Raw genomic sequence first — 14,480 nt, 5'->3', positions numbered from 1 at the left:
CGCCGACGTGGGACAGGGCGAGGTGCCGTGGACGGTCCTCGCCGACCCGGAGGGCAACGAGTTCTGCGTACTGGAGCCCCGGGAGGTCTACCGGGACACCGGGCCGATCGCCGCCGTGGTCGTGGACTGCGTGGATCCGCGGGCCATGGCCCGGTTCTGGGGCGAGGCGACGGACTGGACCCCGCACGAGGTGACCGACGATCAGGCGACGTTGCGTTCCGCCGCGGGAGCCGGCCCGTATCTCGAGTTCCTCCGTACCCCGGATGTGAAGACCGTGCCGGACCGGGTCCATCTCGACCTGCTGCCGTACCCCGGTGACGACAGGGCCGCGGAGGTGGCCCGGCTGCGTGCCCTCGGCGCCACCGACCTCGACCTCGGCCAGGGCGAGGTCCCGTGGACGTGCCTGTCCGACCCGGAGGGCCACGAGTTCTGCGTCCTCGCCCCGTCCTGACGCCCGGCCTCTACGGATTCCGTACGGCCCCGGGCATTGTCAGTGCCGTGTGCGACGCTCGGCGCATGGGGTTCTTTGACGATCTGGTGCTTGCTGAGGAACCGGCCGTCCGGCAGGCCGTGTTGGTGCGGTTATGGCCGCCGGGAGAGGACGAGGGACGGTATGCGCCGCCCGTCGACCGGTTCGCGCCCGCCCTGTCGCCGCAGCTGGAAGTGGTCGGTGCGGGGCCCGAGACGCGGGTCGTGGTGACAGGGTGGTCCGTGTGGCCGGCGTCGGTCACCTTGAATCTGGCGGTGTTCCGCAAGGTCCGCAGACAGGGCGGGGACCAGCGGCGGCAGTCCGGCCTGCGGGTGGGGCTGCTTCTCTCCGACGGCCGCCGGGTGACCTCGCTGGACGGCACGGTGACGCGCGGGATCCCGTACACCGGGTCGCAGGGAGAGGCGCGGGAGGCGGCTACCGAGCAGGCGATGGGACTGATCCCGCTGGATCCGGGCCTGCACCAGTCCCACAGATCCCTGTTCAAGACGGACGTCGACCTGTATCTGCCGGAGCTTCCCCCGCCGGGTCAGGCGCAGTTGGTCGTCGAGTGGCCGGACGAGGGCGTGCCCGAGACCCGGACTGCCGTGGACGCGGACGCGCTCCGTGCGGCCTCGCACCGGGCGTTCGAGGTCTGGCCCGGACTGGAGCCGCCGGAGCAGGAGGCGCCGACGGGTTCGTTCGGGACCTTTGAGGTCAGCGGACCCCCGGCACTTCTGGCGCCGCCCCTCAACCGGCGTCAGCGTGAGGCTTTACGCCGTGAGGAGGAGGCCCGGCAGCGCTACGTACCGCGGCCCGACTGGCAGCGCATGGGCTACGCCGACTGGGGCGACGCGGCCCTGGTCAGGGCTCGGCTGGAGGCAGGCGCACCGCCCGACGCCCACGTGGGATGGCAGGGCGCCACCCCGCTGCACCTCACGGCGGAACAGGGCTCGGCCGAAGCGGTGGCCGCGCTCCTGCCGCACGTCGCGGACGTCGACGTACGCGACGACGAGGAGCACACCCCGCTCTGGTACGCCGTCCACAGCATGGACGAGGCCGCGATCCGCGCGCTGATCGACGCCGGGGCGGACGTGTGGACACCGCAGGCGGAACACTGGTCACCGGGTCGCCTGCTGCTGACCACTCCTCTCGCCCCGTTGGTCCAACACCTGCCAGGTGCGGTGGAGTTGCTGCCTGAGGAGGTCGCCGCCCAACAGGCGGCCGACGCGCTCATCGCGGCCTTCGGCACGCAGAAGATATGGACCGAGGGCCTCGGCATCTGCTTTGTCCAGGGCCTCGACGAGGACGAGCTGATACGACGGCTCGGCGCCGATCCCGCGCAGTGCCCGAGGACCGATCCCGACCACGCGCCCTTCGAGCCGGGGGACTACGACGAGTCCCTGCGCCACGTGGGCGTCACCGGCGTCGACGGCACCCCCGGCGGCTGTGTGATCACACAGAACGGCTACCTGCCGAGCGACAACGCCGTACTGCGGGCGATATCGGCGGGCACCACCGCCTACGGGGTCTACTTCAACCCCAAGGGCGGCACATTCGGCACCCTGGCCCGCGACGGCGAGGTCGTCGCGTACGACGAGATCGGTCTCCGGCCGCACGACTCGGACCCTGCCGCCTACTGGACCTTCCGTTTCTGGCAGCGCCATCACACGTTCCCCTACGGCGCCGACATCCTCGCCTACTGCTGCGCCGCGGCCGGTCTGCGGATCAGCGACGGGCGGGACACGGTCGACCACCGGGCCCCGCGCCGCTGGGTGGCCCTGCCGACGGGACTTCAGCACTGATCACGAGACCTGCCGGGAGCTCGACGTGCCCCGCCCGGTGTGCACGGCACGAAGACTCCGGCGGGCTCGCGCAGGTCGCGGGGTTCACGCGCGCCGGCAGCGGACGGCCAGTGACGATGTCGGCCGCGGCAAGCGGGGGGCCGGTGACGGCATCCGGCAGCGGGAAGGCCGGCTCGTACGACGGATACGGCCCCGCCGCCCCGAACGGCAGCAACGTCCCGTCGACGTCCAGGAAGAGAAGCACGCTCACCCCTCGAACCCGCCCTCCGTGAGGATCTCGTCGATACGAGCCCGGTGCGCCGCCTCCCAGTCGTCGAGCGTCTCGGCCGCCTCCTTCGCCAGCTTGGCGCGGGCGGCGGTGAGGACATCGGCCCGCCGCGCGGCGGGGACCGCCACGACACCCTCTTCGCCGGCGACCACCACGTCCCCGGCCTCCACCAGCACCCCGCCGCACCGCACCCGCCCGCCCAGCGGCACCACGGCCTTCTTCGCGCCCGGGATCGGGATGACACCCCGCGCGAAGACGGGGAAACCGGCCTCGCGCACCTCGGCGAGGTCGCGGATCAGCCCGTCGAGGACGAACCCGGCGATCCCCCGCCGCTGCGCGACCGCACACACGTTTCCGCCGGCCAGGGCGTAGTCGAGGTCCCCCGACTCGACCACGATCACCGAGCCGGTCGGCGCCCGGTGGATCGCCGCGTGCAGCATGAGGTTGTCGCCGGGAGGGCACCGTACGGTGAACGCGGGCCCCGCGACCCTCGGCACCGGCTCCCACAGCGGCCGGATCCCGATGTCCATGACCTGGTCTCGACCGAGCAGATCGGCCAGGGTGGTCGTGGGAATGTCCGCAAACTCGGTGGTCTCGATCATGCCCCGGACGTTACCGTGCGTGTATGACTGCCGGGTCGGCCTTGTGCCGTGAGCGAGTTGGGTGCCCGGCCTCTGAGTGAGGCCGGCGGGCAGGGCCAGGAGCCCGCCCCTTTCTCTGAGTCCTCCAGAAAACGACCGGAGACCAGAGAGAGCAGAGAGAGTGACCAACCCCATCCAGGACTTCAACCAGCGGATCATCGACGAGTTCCGCGCGAACCACGGCCGGGTCGGCGGCCCCTTCGAGGGCGGCCGCCTGATCCTCCTCACCACCACCGGCGCCCGCACCGGCACCCCGCACACCACTCCCGTCGGCTACCTCCCCGACGGCGGCGACCGCATCCTCGTGATCGCCTCGGCGGGCGGCTCCCCCCGCCACCCCGACTGGTACCGCAACCTTGTCGCACACCCTCAAGTCACCGTGGAGAGCGGTGTGTTCACTTACGAGGCGAAGGCGGTCGTCCTCGCGGGCGAGGAACGGGACCGGGCCTTCGCGCGGGCGGTGGAGTCGGACCGCGGCTGGGCGGTGTACCAGGAGAAGACCGACCGGCTCCTCCCCGTGGTCGCCCTGCACGAGATCCCCCGGCCGGGCCCGCCGAACATCAACGCCGCCTCCCCGGGCGAGGCGATCAGGATCGTCCACGACGCCTTCCGCCGCGAACTCACCCTGATCCGCAAGGAGTTGTCCTCCGGGACCCGCGTGACCCTCGGTGCCCAACTCCGCGTGAATTGCCTGACCTTCTGTCAGGGCCTGCACAACCACCACACCGGCGAGGACGTGGCGTTGTTCCCGTTCCTGGCCGACCGCCACCCGGAGGCGGGCCCGGCCCTCGACCGTCTGCGTGCCGAGCACGAACAGATCGCCGCGCTGGTGGAGGAGTTGAGGCAGACCCTCACCGGCGGCACCGACCTCGACTCCGTCCGCACGGAGGTCGACCGCCTGACGAACGAGCTGGAGGCTCATCTCACATACGAGGAGGAGCAGTTGATCCCGCTCCTGGACCGCACCTGACCTACGGGCGGGCCGGCGGCCACCCCGTGCAGACCGTGCCGACAGGGCGGCCGCCGCGCTAGAACGGCAGCGGCCGCCCATGCACCACCACCAGCCGTGACACCGCCCGGGTCAGTACGACGTACAGCCGGTGCAGTCCCCGTTCCTCCGCCTCCGCGATCGTGGCCGGCTCTACGGCCACGACATGGTCGTACTCGAGTCCCTTGACCACCCCGGCCGGTACGACGCTCACCCGCGCACCCAGTTCGTCCGGCCCGGCGGTGGCGATCCCGGCCGCGTCGAGGGCCTGCCGTACGCGTGCCACGTCGGCGTCGGCCGCGACGACCCCCACGGATCCTTCGTACGCGAGCGAGTCCCGTACGGCGTCCACGACCGCACCTGGCAAGGCGTCCACGGAGGTGCGCCGGATCGCCAACTCCCCGTCCCCGCGCAGGGACCGCCCCTGCGGCACCTCCACATCCAGGTGTGCCAGAAGCCGGTTGGCGAACCCGACGACGGCCTGCGGCACCCGGAACCCGAGGGTCAGCGGTACGACGGCCGCGTCCGGCTTGCCGAGGTGCCGCAGGACGGTGTGCCACGAGCGGGCCGCCCAGGGCGTGGTCCCCTGCGCCAGGTCCCCGAGCACGGTGACCGACCCGAAACGGGCCCGGCGGGCGATCGCCCGGCACTCCATCGGAGACAGGTCCTGCGCCTCGTCGACGACGAGATGGCCGTACCCCTCGGGATGCTCCACCAGCCCGGCGACCTCGTCGAGCAGTACCAGATCGGCCGCCGACCACCGCGCCGACTTCCACGACCTCGGCGGCTTGGCCCACAGCAGGTTCTTCTGCTCCTCGGCGTCGAGGATCCCCTCGGCGGCGACCACCAACCCCTCACCTCCGCCGAGCAGTTCGGCCACCACCTCCTCGGGCCGCACCTTGGGCCACACGGTGTCGAGGAACGCCCCCATCACCCGGGACCGCGAAACCCGCTGCACCCAGGCGCCGTTCTGCGGCCCGGCCCGCCGCTCGGCCTGCAACTGCACACTGCGCAAAACCCGCCCGCGCACCCGCTCCCGCCCGACCCCGTACGGCGGTTCCTCCCGTCGTACGTCCGCCACGATCCGCGCGAGCTCACCGGCACCGACCCGCCACCGGTACGAACCGTCCGGGATCTCCAGGGAGTTGACGCCCTCGCTCGACACCCGTGCGTAGAGCGCCCGGCGCAGCACCTCCGCCATGCGGGGATCGTGCTTGAGGACGGCTGCGGGGTGGGCGTCGGTGGCGGTGACCGGGTGGCGGGCGATCTCGTCCTGGAGCGTGGACTGCCGCACCCCGCTCTCGCCGAGCGCGGGCAGCACCTGGGAGATGTAGGAGAGGAAGGTCCGGTTGGGCCCGAGGACGAGGAGCCCGCCGCGCCGCATGCGCTGCGGGTGGGTGTAGAGGAGGTAGGCGGCCCGGTGCAGCCCGACGGCGGTCTTGCCGGTTCCGGGAGCACCCTGGACGCACACGGAAACGCTGAGGTCGCTCCGTACGAGATCGTCCTGCTCGGGCTGGATGGTCGCGGCGATGTCCCGCATGGGCCCGACGCGGGGCCGTTCGATCTCCCGGGCGACGATGGCGCTGGGCCCCGACTCCCCGTTGCCCAGGTGCTCGTCCTCCAGCCCGGTGAGGTCGGCGGAGTCCCCTGTGCTCCCCGGCGCCCACCCGAACCGCCGCCGCACGGCGACCCCTTGCGGATCGTGGGCGCTCGCCTGGTAGAAGGCGCGGGAGACGGGCGCACGCCAGTCGACGACGAGGGGCGGGGCGGCGGGATGCTCGCTGATCCGCAGCCGGCCCAGGTGATACGCCTGCCCGGCGTGGTCGCCCCGGTCGAACTCCAACTTGCCGAAGAACAACGGCCCTTCGGGCAGCTCCCGCATCTCCTTGGCCTGACTGCGCAGCTGATACCCGAGGACTTCGGCGTCCGCTCCGGAGGCGGAGACGTCCGCACCGACGACGACCTGCTCCTGCGCCCCGTCGACCATGGCGGCAAGAGCGGTACGGCACCGGTCGTGGTGGCAGCGCTCGCGGTGGAGGGCCTCTTTCAGGGCGATGGGGGAAGCGGGGTCGGCTGACGTCATGGAGACGAGCGTACGCGAAAATGAGACAGGGTTAAATCTTTTACTCAGTCTCACTCAGGTGAGCCAGGGCAACCCGTCCGCCAATACCCCGAACCCCCGCTCGGCCGCGGCCACGGCGTCCCCCCGTACGTCCTCGACCGTCTCCCCCTCGGCGATCCGCCGCCAGTTCTCCATTGCGAGAACCCGCCGCACGGCGATGATCTGCCCGGCGGCCAGCCGCGCGTCCAGATCTCCTCCGAGCACCTCGGCGAGCGCGGCCTCCTGCCGCTCCATGTGCCCGTGGGCCCGGGCGACGAGGGCGGGGGTGCCGTAGAGCAGCGAGTGAAAGGCGAGGACGGCGGGGTGATCATTGAGCCCGGTGACGGGGTCGCCCCGCTGCAAGCCTTCGAGAAAATGCCGCCGAAGGGCGACGAGGGGCGCCTCGTCCGACTGGACCACGACCCGCGCGGCCTCGTCCTCGTGATCGGCGATCCGGTGGAGGACGAGGTCCTCCTTGGCCGGGAAGTACCGGAAGAGGGTGGGCTTGGAGATCTCGGCGGCGGCGGCGATCTCGGCGACGGAGACGGCGTCGAAGCCTTTCTCCAGAAAGAGCCGGATGGCGATCTCGGACACGTTCTCGTACATCCGCTGCTTCTTGCGCTCACGCAGGCCGGGGGCGGTCATGGGGTGAGCCTACGCACACCGGCCAGGCCCTTCAGGCGACGGCTCCCTGTGGCCATTCCGGCACCGTGGCGAGTTCCCACAGATCGTCGAAGTGCTTGATCCACGTGGAAACAGCGGCTTCGGCAGCAGCCGTGCCCTCCCGGGACCAGACGTTGAGGTCGGTTCTGTAGCCCTTGGGGTCGTAGAACTCCGGGCCCATGTGATGCAGGCGCATACGAGCGGACAGGTCGTAGAGACCATGCAGGACCTGGCTTCGATTGAAGATGCAGATCTTGTCTCGTGGGATGCCGGGACAGAAGCGGTACTCGCACTGAACGGTCAGCCGGCCGGTCGCGCTGAGACGTTCCGCGATGTCGGACAGTATGCCGTCGTACTCCTGGCAACGTCGTGCCATGCGGTCGCGGAACGCCGGGTCGTCCACGGGACGGCCGTCCTCGCCCACCCTGGCCGGCACGGTCATGGGCTGCCCGAAGTCCGGAACGAGCATGCGCACCGAGACCTTCCGCGTAGGGCCCGGATTGTCGAAAAGCCCCTCAAGGCGGTGGTACAGCTCGTTGTAGAGCGTCTCCCCGGTGTAGCCGAGGAAGCTGATCTCCACCCTCCGCGCCTGGAAGGCGTCACTGACGAAGCTGCCGAGTTCGCTGGAATTCACCAAGGCCCGGGTGGGCACCCGGACAGCAGAGGAGAGCTCTTTCACCGCGTCGTACAACACGTAGCCGACCAGGCTGAGCAGAGCGCCTCCGAGGAACGCCTTGCCCTCCAGTGCGTCACCGACCGGCTTGACGAACTGTGCGGTCAGGCCTGTGACGAAGATGCACACCAACAGAGTTCGTGTCACCAGGGGTTCGAAGCGCTCCTGATAGCGCCTCAGCCGCGCTCCGAACCCAGCGTCCGACGATCCACCGTTGCGCTCCGCCATGCCCGTCCCCTCGTCGGCACTGACGTACCCGATGGAACGTCATATACCCGTGGAGGTCACGGAATCGACGCCGTCCTGGACCTTTACGCAAGCGCTCGGGCCAGATACGGCGTCGAGCGAACCGGGAGGCCGAGTGCCCCTGTGGCGACCGCGAGAGTCACCGCATAGGAATCGACCGCCCGCTTCACGTTCGGAGCGTCCAGGCTCGCGCCGGTCACGATCCGGTCGAGGTCGACGTAGGCGGATCGCACGATCTCCAACGTCCGGTACACCCGCCAGTCCGTGCGCCAGTTGCGGGTGTACCAATCCGGCAACGCCAGCTCCCAACGCCGGAACATCCGGTCCCGTACCTCTTTGCGGGTCGGCGTCAGGTGCATGTGACGGACCAGGTCGTAGAGCGGGTCGCCGACGAGTGCCATCTCCCAGTCGATGATGGTCACCGCGAGCTTGTCGTCGCGTCGCACCAGGTTCCACGGGTTCAGGTCACCGTGCAGCAGAGCGGGCTGCCGATGGCTCACCTCGTAGCGCGCAAGAATCTGTTCGAGACGGCTGGCGTCAGGCAGCCCCAGCAGACGGGCGAGTTGCCGTGACTCCTTGGGCAAGTCACCTACCAGCTGCACCAATTGGCTTTTCAGCCAATCGTTGAAAGCACCTTTGCCGGAGGCCGGATCGAGCTGTTTGTAGTCCACTCTGGTCAGGGCACAGAGCTGGTCGACAAGCCCATCGGCCTCATGAGGCATCAAACCGTGCACCGGATGACTGGGGGGCTGGTCGTCGATATCGCGAGGTCCGACGTAGGTGTGGATGGCGAAGGGATCATTGAGGTAGCTCTCGCCCAGCGCCAGGACCTTCGGGGCCGCGACGGCCACTTTCGCCTTTTCGATGGCCCGGAGCACCGCATGCTCACTGAGGAATCCGGTCTCCCGACGGCATACATCGGGCAGTTTCCGCCGAACCACCACAGGAGCATCTATGTCTGACGACCACACCACAGTGTTGAGATGCGCAGTCCCTTTGAACACTCGACCAGCAGCTGCTGCTCCCTCTGCGACCAGGGCCTCTCGCACAGCATGCACGGGAAAGTCCGGATGCTCGGCCAGACGGCGGTCCGCCTGCCAGACGACCCTCGCGATACGCCCCCGGCCACCACGAACCCGGTCACTTCGGGAGGCAAGCCAGCGGTAGAGAGTCCTTTCGATCTCTCCCTCGCCGGGCACCTTCCGAAGCTGCAACGGTTCTGCCGCCGCCTCCAGAGCCCGGCGCACCTCCGCGGTGGCCGCTTCCAGACGCGTACTCGTGGACGACTCCTCCAGAGACCGCGCCGCCCGCATCACGTCCGGGTACACCGACTGGGCGCGTTCGAAGGCGAGGTAATGCCGAAGATCTCTGGCAAGACCGCTCACGGCGGCGGGACGTGCCTCCTGCATGGCCTCCGCCCAGGCATCGATCACCTCGTCCCACTGGTGAGCGGGGTACTGCATGCGCACGAGATGGATCGCGAGGTCGTGCAGCGGATCTCCGTAAGTCGCCAGCTCCCAGTCGACGCAGGTGAGAGGCGAGACCCGGTCGTACACGATCAAGTTGTCGCGGTGCAGGTCCGCGTGGAGGAGGCTGTACGGCCGACGGGCCATGGCGGGAACTCGCTCGGCCAGCCGCAGCAGGGCGTCCTCGGGGATGCCGAGCGCCGCGAACAGTCCGCCGAAGGCCGCGCCGTTGGGCTTTCGGATCTGCTGGTCCGCCAGGTGCACCAAGGTATGCAGAAATGCCTGGCTGTCAGTGTGGTTCCGAGGCCAGAGCGGCGGCAGCGGCGGCAGAACGCCCCGCCTTACCTGGGCCATCTGGGCGAAGAGATCCGCCAGCTCCCTGATCAGCAGGGTGTCTACGGGTTTTCCGTTCGCACAGATGCTGGACAGCGGCGCACCTTCCACATAGCTGTGGATGGCGATGTGGTCCCATCTGGCGAGGCACTTCGGCACATGCGGAAGCACTTCTTTGATGGCATCAAGGATCTCAGCCTCGTTCTGCCAGGTCCGGATCACCACCGGCAACACCTCGGTGCGCCGGATGCGTACCGTCACGGAGGTACCGACCGAGAGTTCGAGGAGCTGTGCCATCGGCTTCGTCAGCGGCAACACATAGTTCTGATTGTGATGGCCGCTGCTTGCCCGACCGCTCTTCGCGGCCTGCCCGATGAACTCCCCGCAGGTGGTGTCAAGCGTGGCGCGCTCCCCGGCAGAGAGACGAGGATTACGAGGTGCGCCCACTGGCTGCTCCGGTACGACGAGGCGGAAGGATATGACAAACGGTTAGCACGGAGGTAGGCGCCGCGCGCGACAGCACGGCGCAAAGGGGGCCACAACGAGTGGATTGCCACTCATCTGCGTGAGGTGGGGCGAGGTCGTTCGAGGTCGGCTCTTGGCCTATTGATACGAACGAAGCCGAGCGATTGCTCAGTCAGTGCGGGCATGCTACAGCAGGTTTGTTACGGGCCGAGGGCGTTCACCAGGGCTGCGCCCTGCTCTCCGGGCCGGGCTCGACGACGTCGCTCTTCGATCATTCGGAGAGCAGGTTCCACACCGAGTCGAACCACTTCTGCATGCTGTCCACGAAGACGGTGCCCGGAGAGTTCGGGTCCTCGTCCTTCACATGGTGCGTGAGAGTGGCTCCGAGGCCGAGAACGTCCAACGCGGTGATCTCCTCGTCCGAGTCCAGAACGATCTTTCGCTCGATCACTTCGTACGGGCCGTGCAGCGCTTCGACTCCGTTGAACAAGTAGAGCTTGAAGGTGGGGGTCAACGGTGTGCGATGAATGCGTACATCGACAGAGGGAACGAACTCCTCGGTCTGCAGGGCCCTCAGCGACTCCTCGAGTGATGCCGTGTGCACCTCGGCGATACGCCGCAGCCGCTCCCGCAGACGGGAGTCGTTCCTGTCGTGCTTGACCTGCGGATACGGCAAGGGCAGTGTCGCGTCGGGCAGGAGCATGCGCAGGACGATGCGCTGCGGGGCGATGTAGCCGCCCCGGATGCGTTCCGCCTGTAGACGAATGTGCGCGTCGAGGGACTCCGACGTCAAAGTGGAGACGTCCAGCGTGACTTCAGGCTGTTCGAAGGCTTCGCTTATGAGCGGTCCCAGGGTCGTGCCGTGACGCGACCTGCTGGCCTTCGGCGTAGAGGACTGAATGCGCTGGGTCTTGATCACCCGCGAACCACTGCCCTGTCGGGTCTCGACCCAGCCCTCGTTGACCAACTCCCGCATGACCCGAGAAACGGTGTCCCGGGAGACCCCGAACTCCTCGGCGAGGTCGCGCTGCGAGGGCAGGAACGAGCCCATCGGATACGTTCCGTCGGTCATCCGCCCACGCAACTCGTCGGCCACCCGCTGGAACTCTCTGCCCCCGCCGTCACCGGTCGTCTGCTGTGTATCCACATGCCGACCGTACGGCCACCCGGCCAGCGACAAACCAGTTACCGGCCAACCGCCCCCCTTTGGAGGCCCGCCGGTTTAGGGATCAGAAACGGCAGGGAGACCACTTTCAGATCAGTCAGCCAATTTCCCGGTCGCAACTCGGGGTGCTGGGAGTTCTGCCCGCTGCTGATGACTCAGGCCTGAATGCGGACTGCTTCCAGGAGGGGCTCGAGCGAGTCGACGATCGTTGTGGCACCCGCATCCCTGAGCATCTTCTGCTTGTACTCGTTACGCGCGTAGCCGAGGAAGGAGACGCCGGCCTCGTTGGCCGCAAACAGGTCCGACGGGGTGTCTCCGATCATGAGCGCTGCCGCCGGAGCCGACCCCATGGCACTCAGAGCACGGTTCAGACAGTGCGGGTCGGGCTTGAGGTGGTCGAGCTCCTGTGTGCGGCCGTAGATATGGGGGGCGAAACAGGAAATGAGACCGCGAGTCGCCAGATACTCGCGGACCACCCGGGGTGAGTTGTTGGTGGCGATCGCCAGACGGGACCCCACAGCCTTCCAGGTACGGATCAGCGGATCGGCGAACGGCGTGGGCATCGCGGACGCCGTGGCCCGCAGCTCCTCCTGGGTCAAACGTTCCTCCAACTCGGCAACCAGGTCGCTTCCGGGGTGCCTGCGGTCGACGGCGCGCAGCACGACATGCGGGTCCAGGGATCGCCGCTCGCCCTCCGTGAGCAGGCCGTGCAGACCACGGCTCTCCAGCCAGTCCACCAGGTCGTCCGCCACCTTGTCCGCCGCGTGCCCGGCGAACAGACGGCATATGGGCCCGTCGAAGTCCCAGAGCACGACACGTGCACGTGCGGCCAGCTCTCGCAGCGTTTCGATCTCTTCGGTCACCAGTTCAGTCTGCGTCGTATCAGAGGTCACTAAGAGAGTGTCAGGTCCGTCGTGATGGTTTCCCAGAGGGCGTCGAACCACTTCTGAGATTGGACGACGAACGCGGCGTCCCGTTCGCCGGCGCTCTTCGTGAAGGAGAAGAGGAGGGACTCCGTGCCGAGGACGTCGTACATGTCGAGCGTTCCGGTGTCGGTGGCCTCCTCCCGGCGCGCCACCATGTAGTACGCGATCAACGCCTCCACGCCGTTGAGCAGGTACAGCTTCACCGGCGGAGTGAACGGCAGCGCCCGGAATCCGACCTTGACGTCGATCCCGTGGGAGGACCGCAACGACCGGAGGTTGTGGCGCAGGACGTGACCCTGGGCGTTGCGCATCTCCAGCCAGCGCTGGTGGACCGGGTTGTCGTCGTCGGGGGCCTCGACCGGGACCGGGAAGGCCAGGTTGATGTCGCGGGAGGGCAGCAGGATGCGGACGTCGATGGACTCGGGGTGGATCCGGCCCTCGTGAATGAGGCGGACCGGCTCGCTCAAGGCCACCATCAGCGACTCCGCCGTGAGGCAGGCCGCGTCGATTCGGACGTGCGGGCCGGCGAACGCCTCGGCCAGTCGGGGCGCCAGGGCCACCATCGTCGGCTGCGGGCCGCCCTGGGCGACCGGCACCTCGGCGACCCGCGGCGGGCTCCCCTTGCTCACATTGCTGAGCAGCCCGTCCTCCTGCAGCGCGCGCAGCGCCTGGCGGACCGCGCCCCGTTCCACCCCGAACTCCTCCGCGAGCTCGGCCTGGGTGGGGAGGCGGTCGCCGGCCTTGAGGTCACCCGTGCGGATGCGCTCACGCAGGATGTCGGCGATTTCCTGGGGCGAGAGCCTTCTGCTGCCGTTCACTGCCACGTTCTCCTGAGTCACGACCAAACGGTACAACTCCAATCCATCTACGGGGAGTTGTTCCGAAGTTGTTTATCAACCCCAACCAAGTGGGGACAACATAGGTAGAGTTGGCTGCCAACTTCATTAAGTTGGTGGAAGTTTTGCCTCCGCATCACCGCCCGCCCCGCCCAGCCCGATGCCCGAAGGGGGAACCACCATGCCGGCCCTCGCCCTCCTCTCCGCCGTCTTCGTCGTCGGCGTCGAGCAGACCTTGCAGTGGAAGTACGGTGCCAGCGGCATCATCGGGATGCTCCTGCTCACCATCGGTCTCAAGGCCAAGAACCCCGCCATCAGTTCGGTCGGGGCCGTGGTGCTCGCTCTGCTGGTCGCGGGACCGGCGCTATGACCCGAGCGCAACCGGATCCACCCCTGTGGGAGACCTCAGATCGTGAGCACCAGCTCCGAACTGATCGTCTCCCACAGTGCGTTGAACCACAGGTGGGACTGCTCCACGAAGGTCGTGTCCCGCAGGCCGGCGCCCTGTTCGAAGGCGAACAGCATCGACTGGGTGCCCTCGGAGTCGTACAGCTCCAGGTGCTCGTCGTCGATCTCCTCCTTGCGGCGGGTCAGCGTGTAGTACGCGAAGAGCGCCTCCATGCCGTTCAGCAGGTACAGCTTCACCGGCGGCGTGAAGGGCAGGGCGCGGAAGGAGACGTGCACGTCTATGCCGTGCGTGGCGCGCAGGGCCAGGAGGTTGTGCTGGAGGACCTGCACCTGGGCGTTGCGATGGGCCAGCCAGCGCTCGTGGACCGGGTTGTCGTCACGGCGGCCCCCGACCGGCACCGGGAAGGCGAGGTCGATGTCCCGGCCCGGGAGCAGGACGCGGACGTCGATCTTGGCCGGATTCAGTCGTCCGGCGTGGATCTGTCGCAGCCCCTCGCCGACGGCGAGGTTCAGGGACACCGACGTCAGGCACAGGGCGTCTATCTCGACGTGCGGGGCCGCGAAGGCGGCGGCGATCCGGGGGCCGAGCGTGACCATCGTGGGCTGTGGAGCGGCTCCCGGACCGGTGCCCGCCCTGCTGAGCCCCAGGTCGGGGGCGACGGTCGCCGGGCTTCCCTTGGAGACGTTGGTGAGCAGATGTTCCGTCTGCAGCAGGTACAGCGCCTGCCGTACGACCCCCCGCTCGACCCCGAACTCGTCGGCCAGCCGTGCCTGTGTGGGCATGCGCTGACCTGCCCGCAGCGTGCCGGACCTGATCCGGGCGCGGAGCTCGTCGGCCACCTCGTGATGTGACGTCTGTGGCCGCTGCGACCTCTTCCGCCCATTGACGGAGGCGTGTTCGGGGTCCACGACCAAACACTACAACTTCCCGCCATCTTTGGGCAGTTCACTGCGAGGTGGTTATGAGCCGCTTCCAAGCGGAGATAAGTACAGTGAAGTTGGTCGCCAACTTGGTCAACCTTGAGAAACA

General features: G+C 68.4%; 13 protein-coding genes. 4 read left to right on the top strand and 9 right to left on the bottom strand.

Going from position 1 to position 14,480, the window contains the following annotated elements:
* Positions 1-451: VOC family protein (locus ACFVYN_RS22730; protein WP_390001279.1), on the top strand; the 451-nt coding region annotated here is incomplete at its 5' end.
* 65 nt (positions 452-516) lie between these two features.
* Positions 517-2,271, top strand: coding sequence for an ankyrin repeat domain-containing protein (locus ACFVYN_RS22725; protein ID WP_390001277.1), 1,755 nt, complete (start codon positions 517-519; stop codon positions 2,269-2,271).
* Positions 2,272-2,517: 246 nt separating this feature from the next.
* Here ACFVYN_RS22725 and ACFVYN_RS22720 read toward each other — a convergent pair whose 3' ends face one another.
* Positions 2,518-3,141 carry an RraA family protein gene (locus ACFVYN_RS22720; RefSeq protein ID WP_390001275.1) on the bottom strand — a complete coding sequence of 208 codons (624 nt, stop codon included), beginning with the start codon at positions 3,139-3,141 and terminating at the stop codon, positions 2,518-2,520.
* A gap of 160 nt (positions 3,142-3,301) precedes the next feature.
* Here ACFVYN_RS22720 and ACFVYN_RS22715 point away from each other — a divergent pair, with 160 nt between their 5' ends.
* Positions 3,302-4,150: a nitroreductase/quinone reductase family protein gene (locus ACFVYN_RS22715; protein WP_390001273.1), complete on the top strand. Its 849-nt coding sequence runs from the start codon at positions 3,302-3,304 to the stop codon at positions 4,148-4,150.
* A 58-nt stretch (positions 4,151-4,208) separates the two neighbouring features.
* Here the strand turns inward: ACFVYN_RS22715 and ACFVYN_RS22710 are convergent, their stop codons facing one another.
* The 7 genes from ACFVYN_RS22710 to ACFVYN_RS22680 form a co-directional block, all read right to left on the bottom strand.
* On the bottom strand, positions 4,209-6,251 hold the full coding sequence (locus tag ACFVYN_RS22710; RefSeq protein WP_390001271.1) for a HelD family protein: 2,043 nt from the start codon (positions 6,249-6,251) through the stop codon (positions 4,209-4,211).
* Positions 6,252-6,305: 54 nt separating this feature from the next.
* Positions 6,306-6,914, bottom strand: coding sequence for a TetR family transcriptional regulator (locus tag ACFVYN_RS22705; RefSeq protein ID WP_390001269.1), 609 nt, complete (start codon positions 6,912-6,914; stop codon positions 6,306-6,308).
* A gap of 31 nt (positions 6,915-6,945) precedes the next feature.
* Positions 6,946-7,833, bottom strand: coding sequence for a hypothetical protein (locus ACFVYN_RS22700; protein WP_390001267.1), 888 nt, complete (start codon positions 7,831-7,833; stop codon positions 6,946-6,948).
* A gap of 83 nt (positions 7,834-7,916) precedes the next feature.
* Entirely contained in the window at positions 7,917-10,097 is a 2,181-nt protein-coding gene (locus tag ACFVYN_RS22695) for a phosphotransferase (protein WP_390001264.1), read from the bottom strand.
* A 289-nt stretch (positions 10,098-10,386) separates the two neighbouring features.
* Complete coding sequence (locus tag ACFVYN_RS22690; protein WP_390001262.1) at positions 10,387-11,262, bottom strand: GntR family transcriptional regulator; 876 nt, start codon at positions 11,260-11,262, stop codon at positions 10,387-10,389.
* 173 nt (positions 11,263-11,435) lie between these two features.
* Positions 11,436-12,173 (bottom strand): HAD family hydrolase, encoded by a 738-nt coding sequence (locus tag ACFVYN_RS22685; RefSeq protein WP_390001260.1) that lies wholly within the window; start codon positions 12,171-12,173, stop codon positions 11,436-11,438.
* Positions 12,173-13,051 (bottom strand): winged helix-turn-helix domain-containing protein, encoded by an 879-nt coding sequence (locus tag ACFVYN_RS22680; protein ID WP_390001258.1) that lies wholly within the window; start codon positions 13,049-13,051, stop codon positions 12,173-12,175. The genes ACFVYN_RS22685 and ACFVYN_RS22680 overlap by 1 nt, the downstream gene beginning before the upstream one ends.
* Before the next feature lie 172 nt (positions 13,052-13,223).
* Here ACFVYN_RS22680 and ACFVYN_RS22675 point away from each other — a divergent pair, with 172 nt between their 5' ends.
* Entirely contained in the window at positions 13,224-13,412 is a 189-nt protein-coding gene (locus ACFVYN_RS22675) for a hypothetical protein (protein WP_031056585.1), read from the top strand.
* Positions 13,413-13,447: 35 nt separating this feature from the next.
* On the opposite strand, the gene ACFVYN_RS22670 is transcribed toward ACFVYN_RS22675, so the two are convergent.
* On the bottom strand, positions 13,448-14,365 hold the full coding sequence (locus ACFVYN_RS22670) for a winged helix-turn-helix domain-containing protein (protein WP_390001256.1): 918 nt from the start codon (positions 14,363-14,365) through the stop codon (positions 13,448-13,450).
* Positions 14,366-14,480 lie beyond the last annotated feature (115 nt).

Origin of the sequence: Streptomyces sp. NPDC058307, from assembly GCF_042880295.1 — a bacterium.
Lineage (GTDB): Bacteria > Actinomycetota > Actinomycetes > Streptomycetales > Streptomycetaceae > Streptomyces.
Note: the sequence above shows the minus strand (reverse complement) of the source record. Positions and strands in the feature narration are given on the sequence as shown.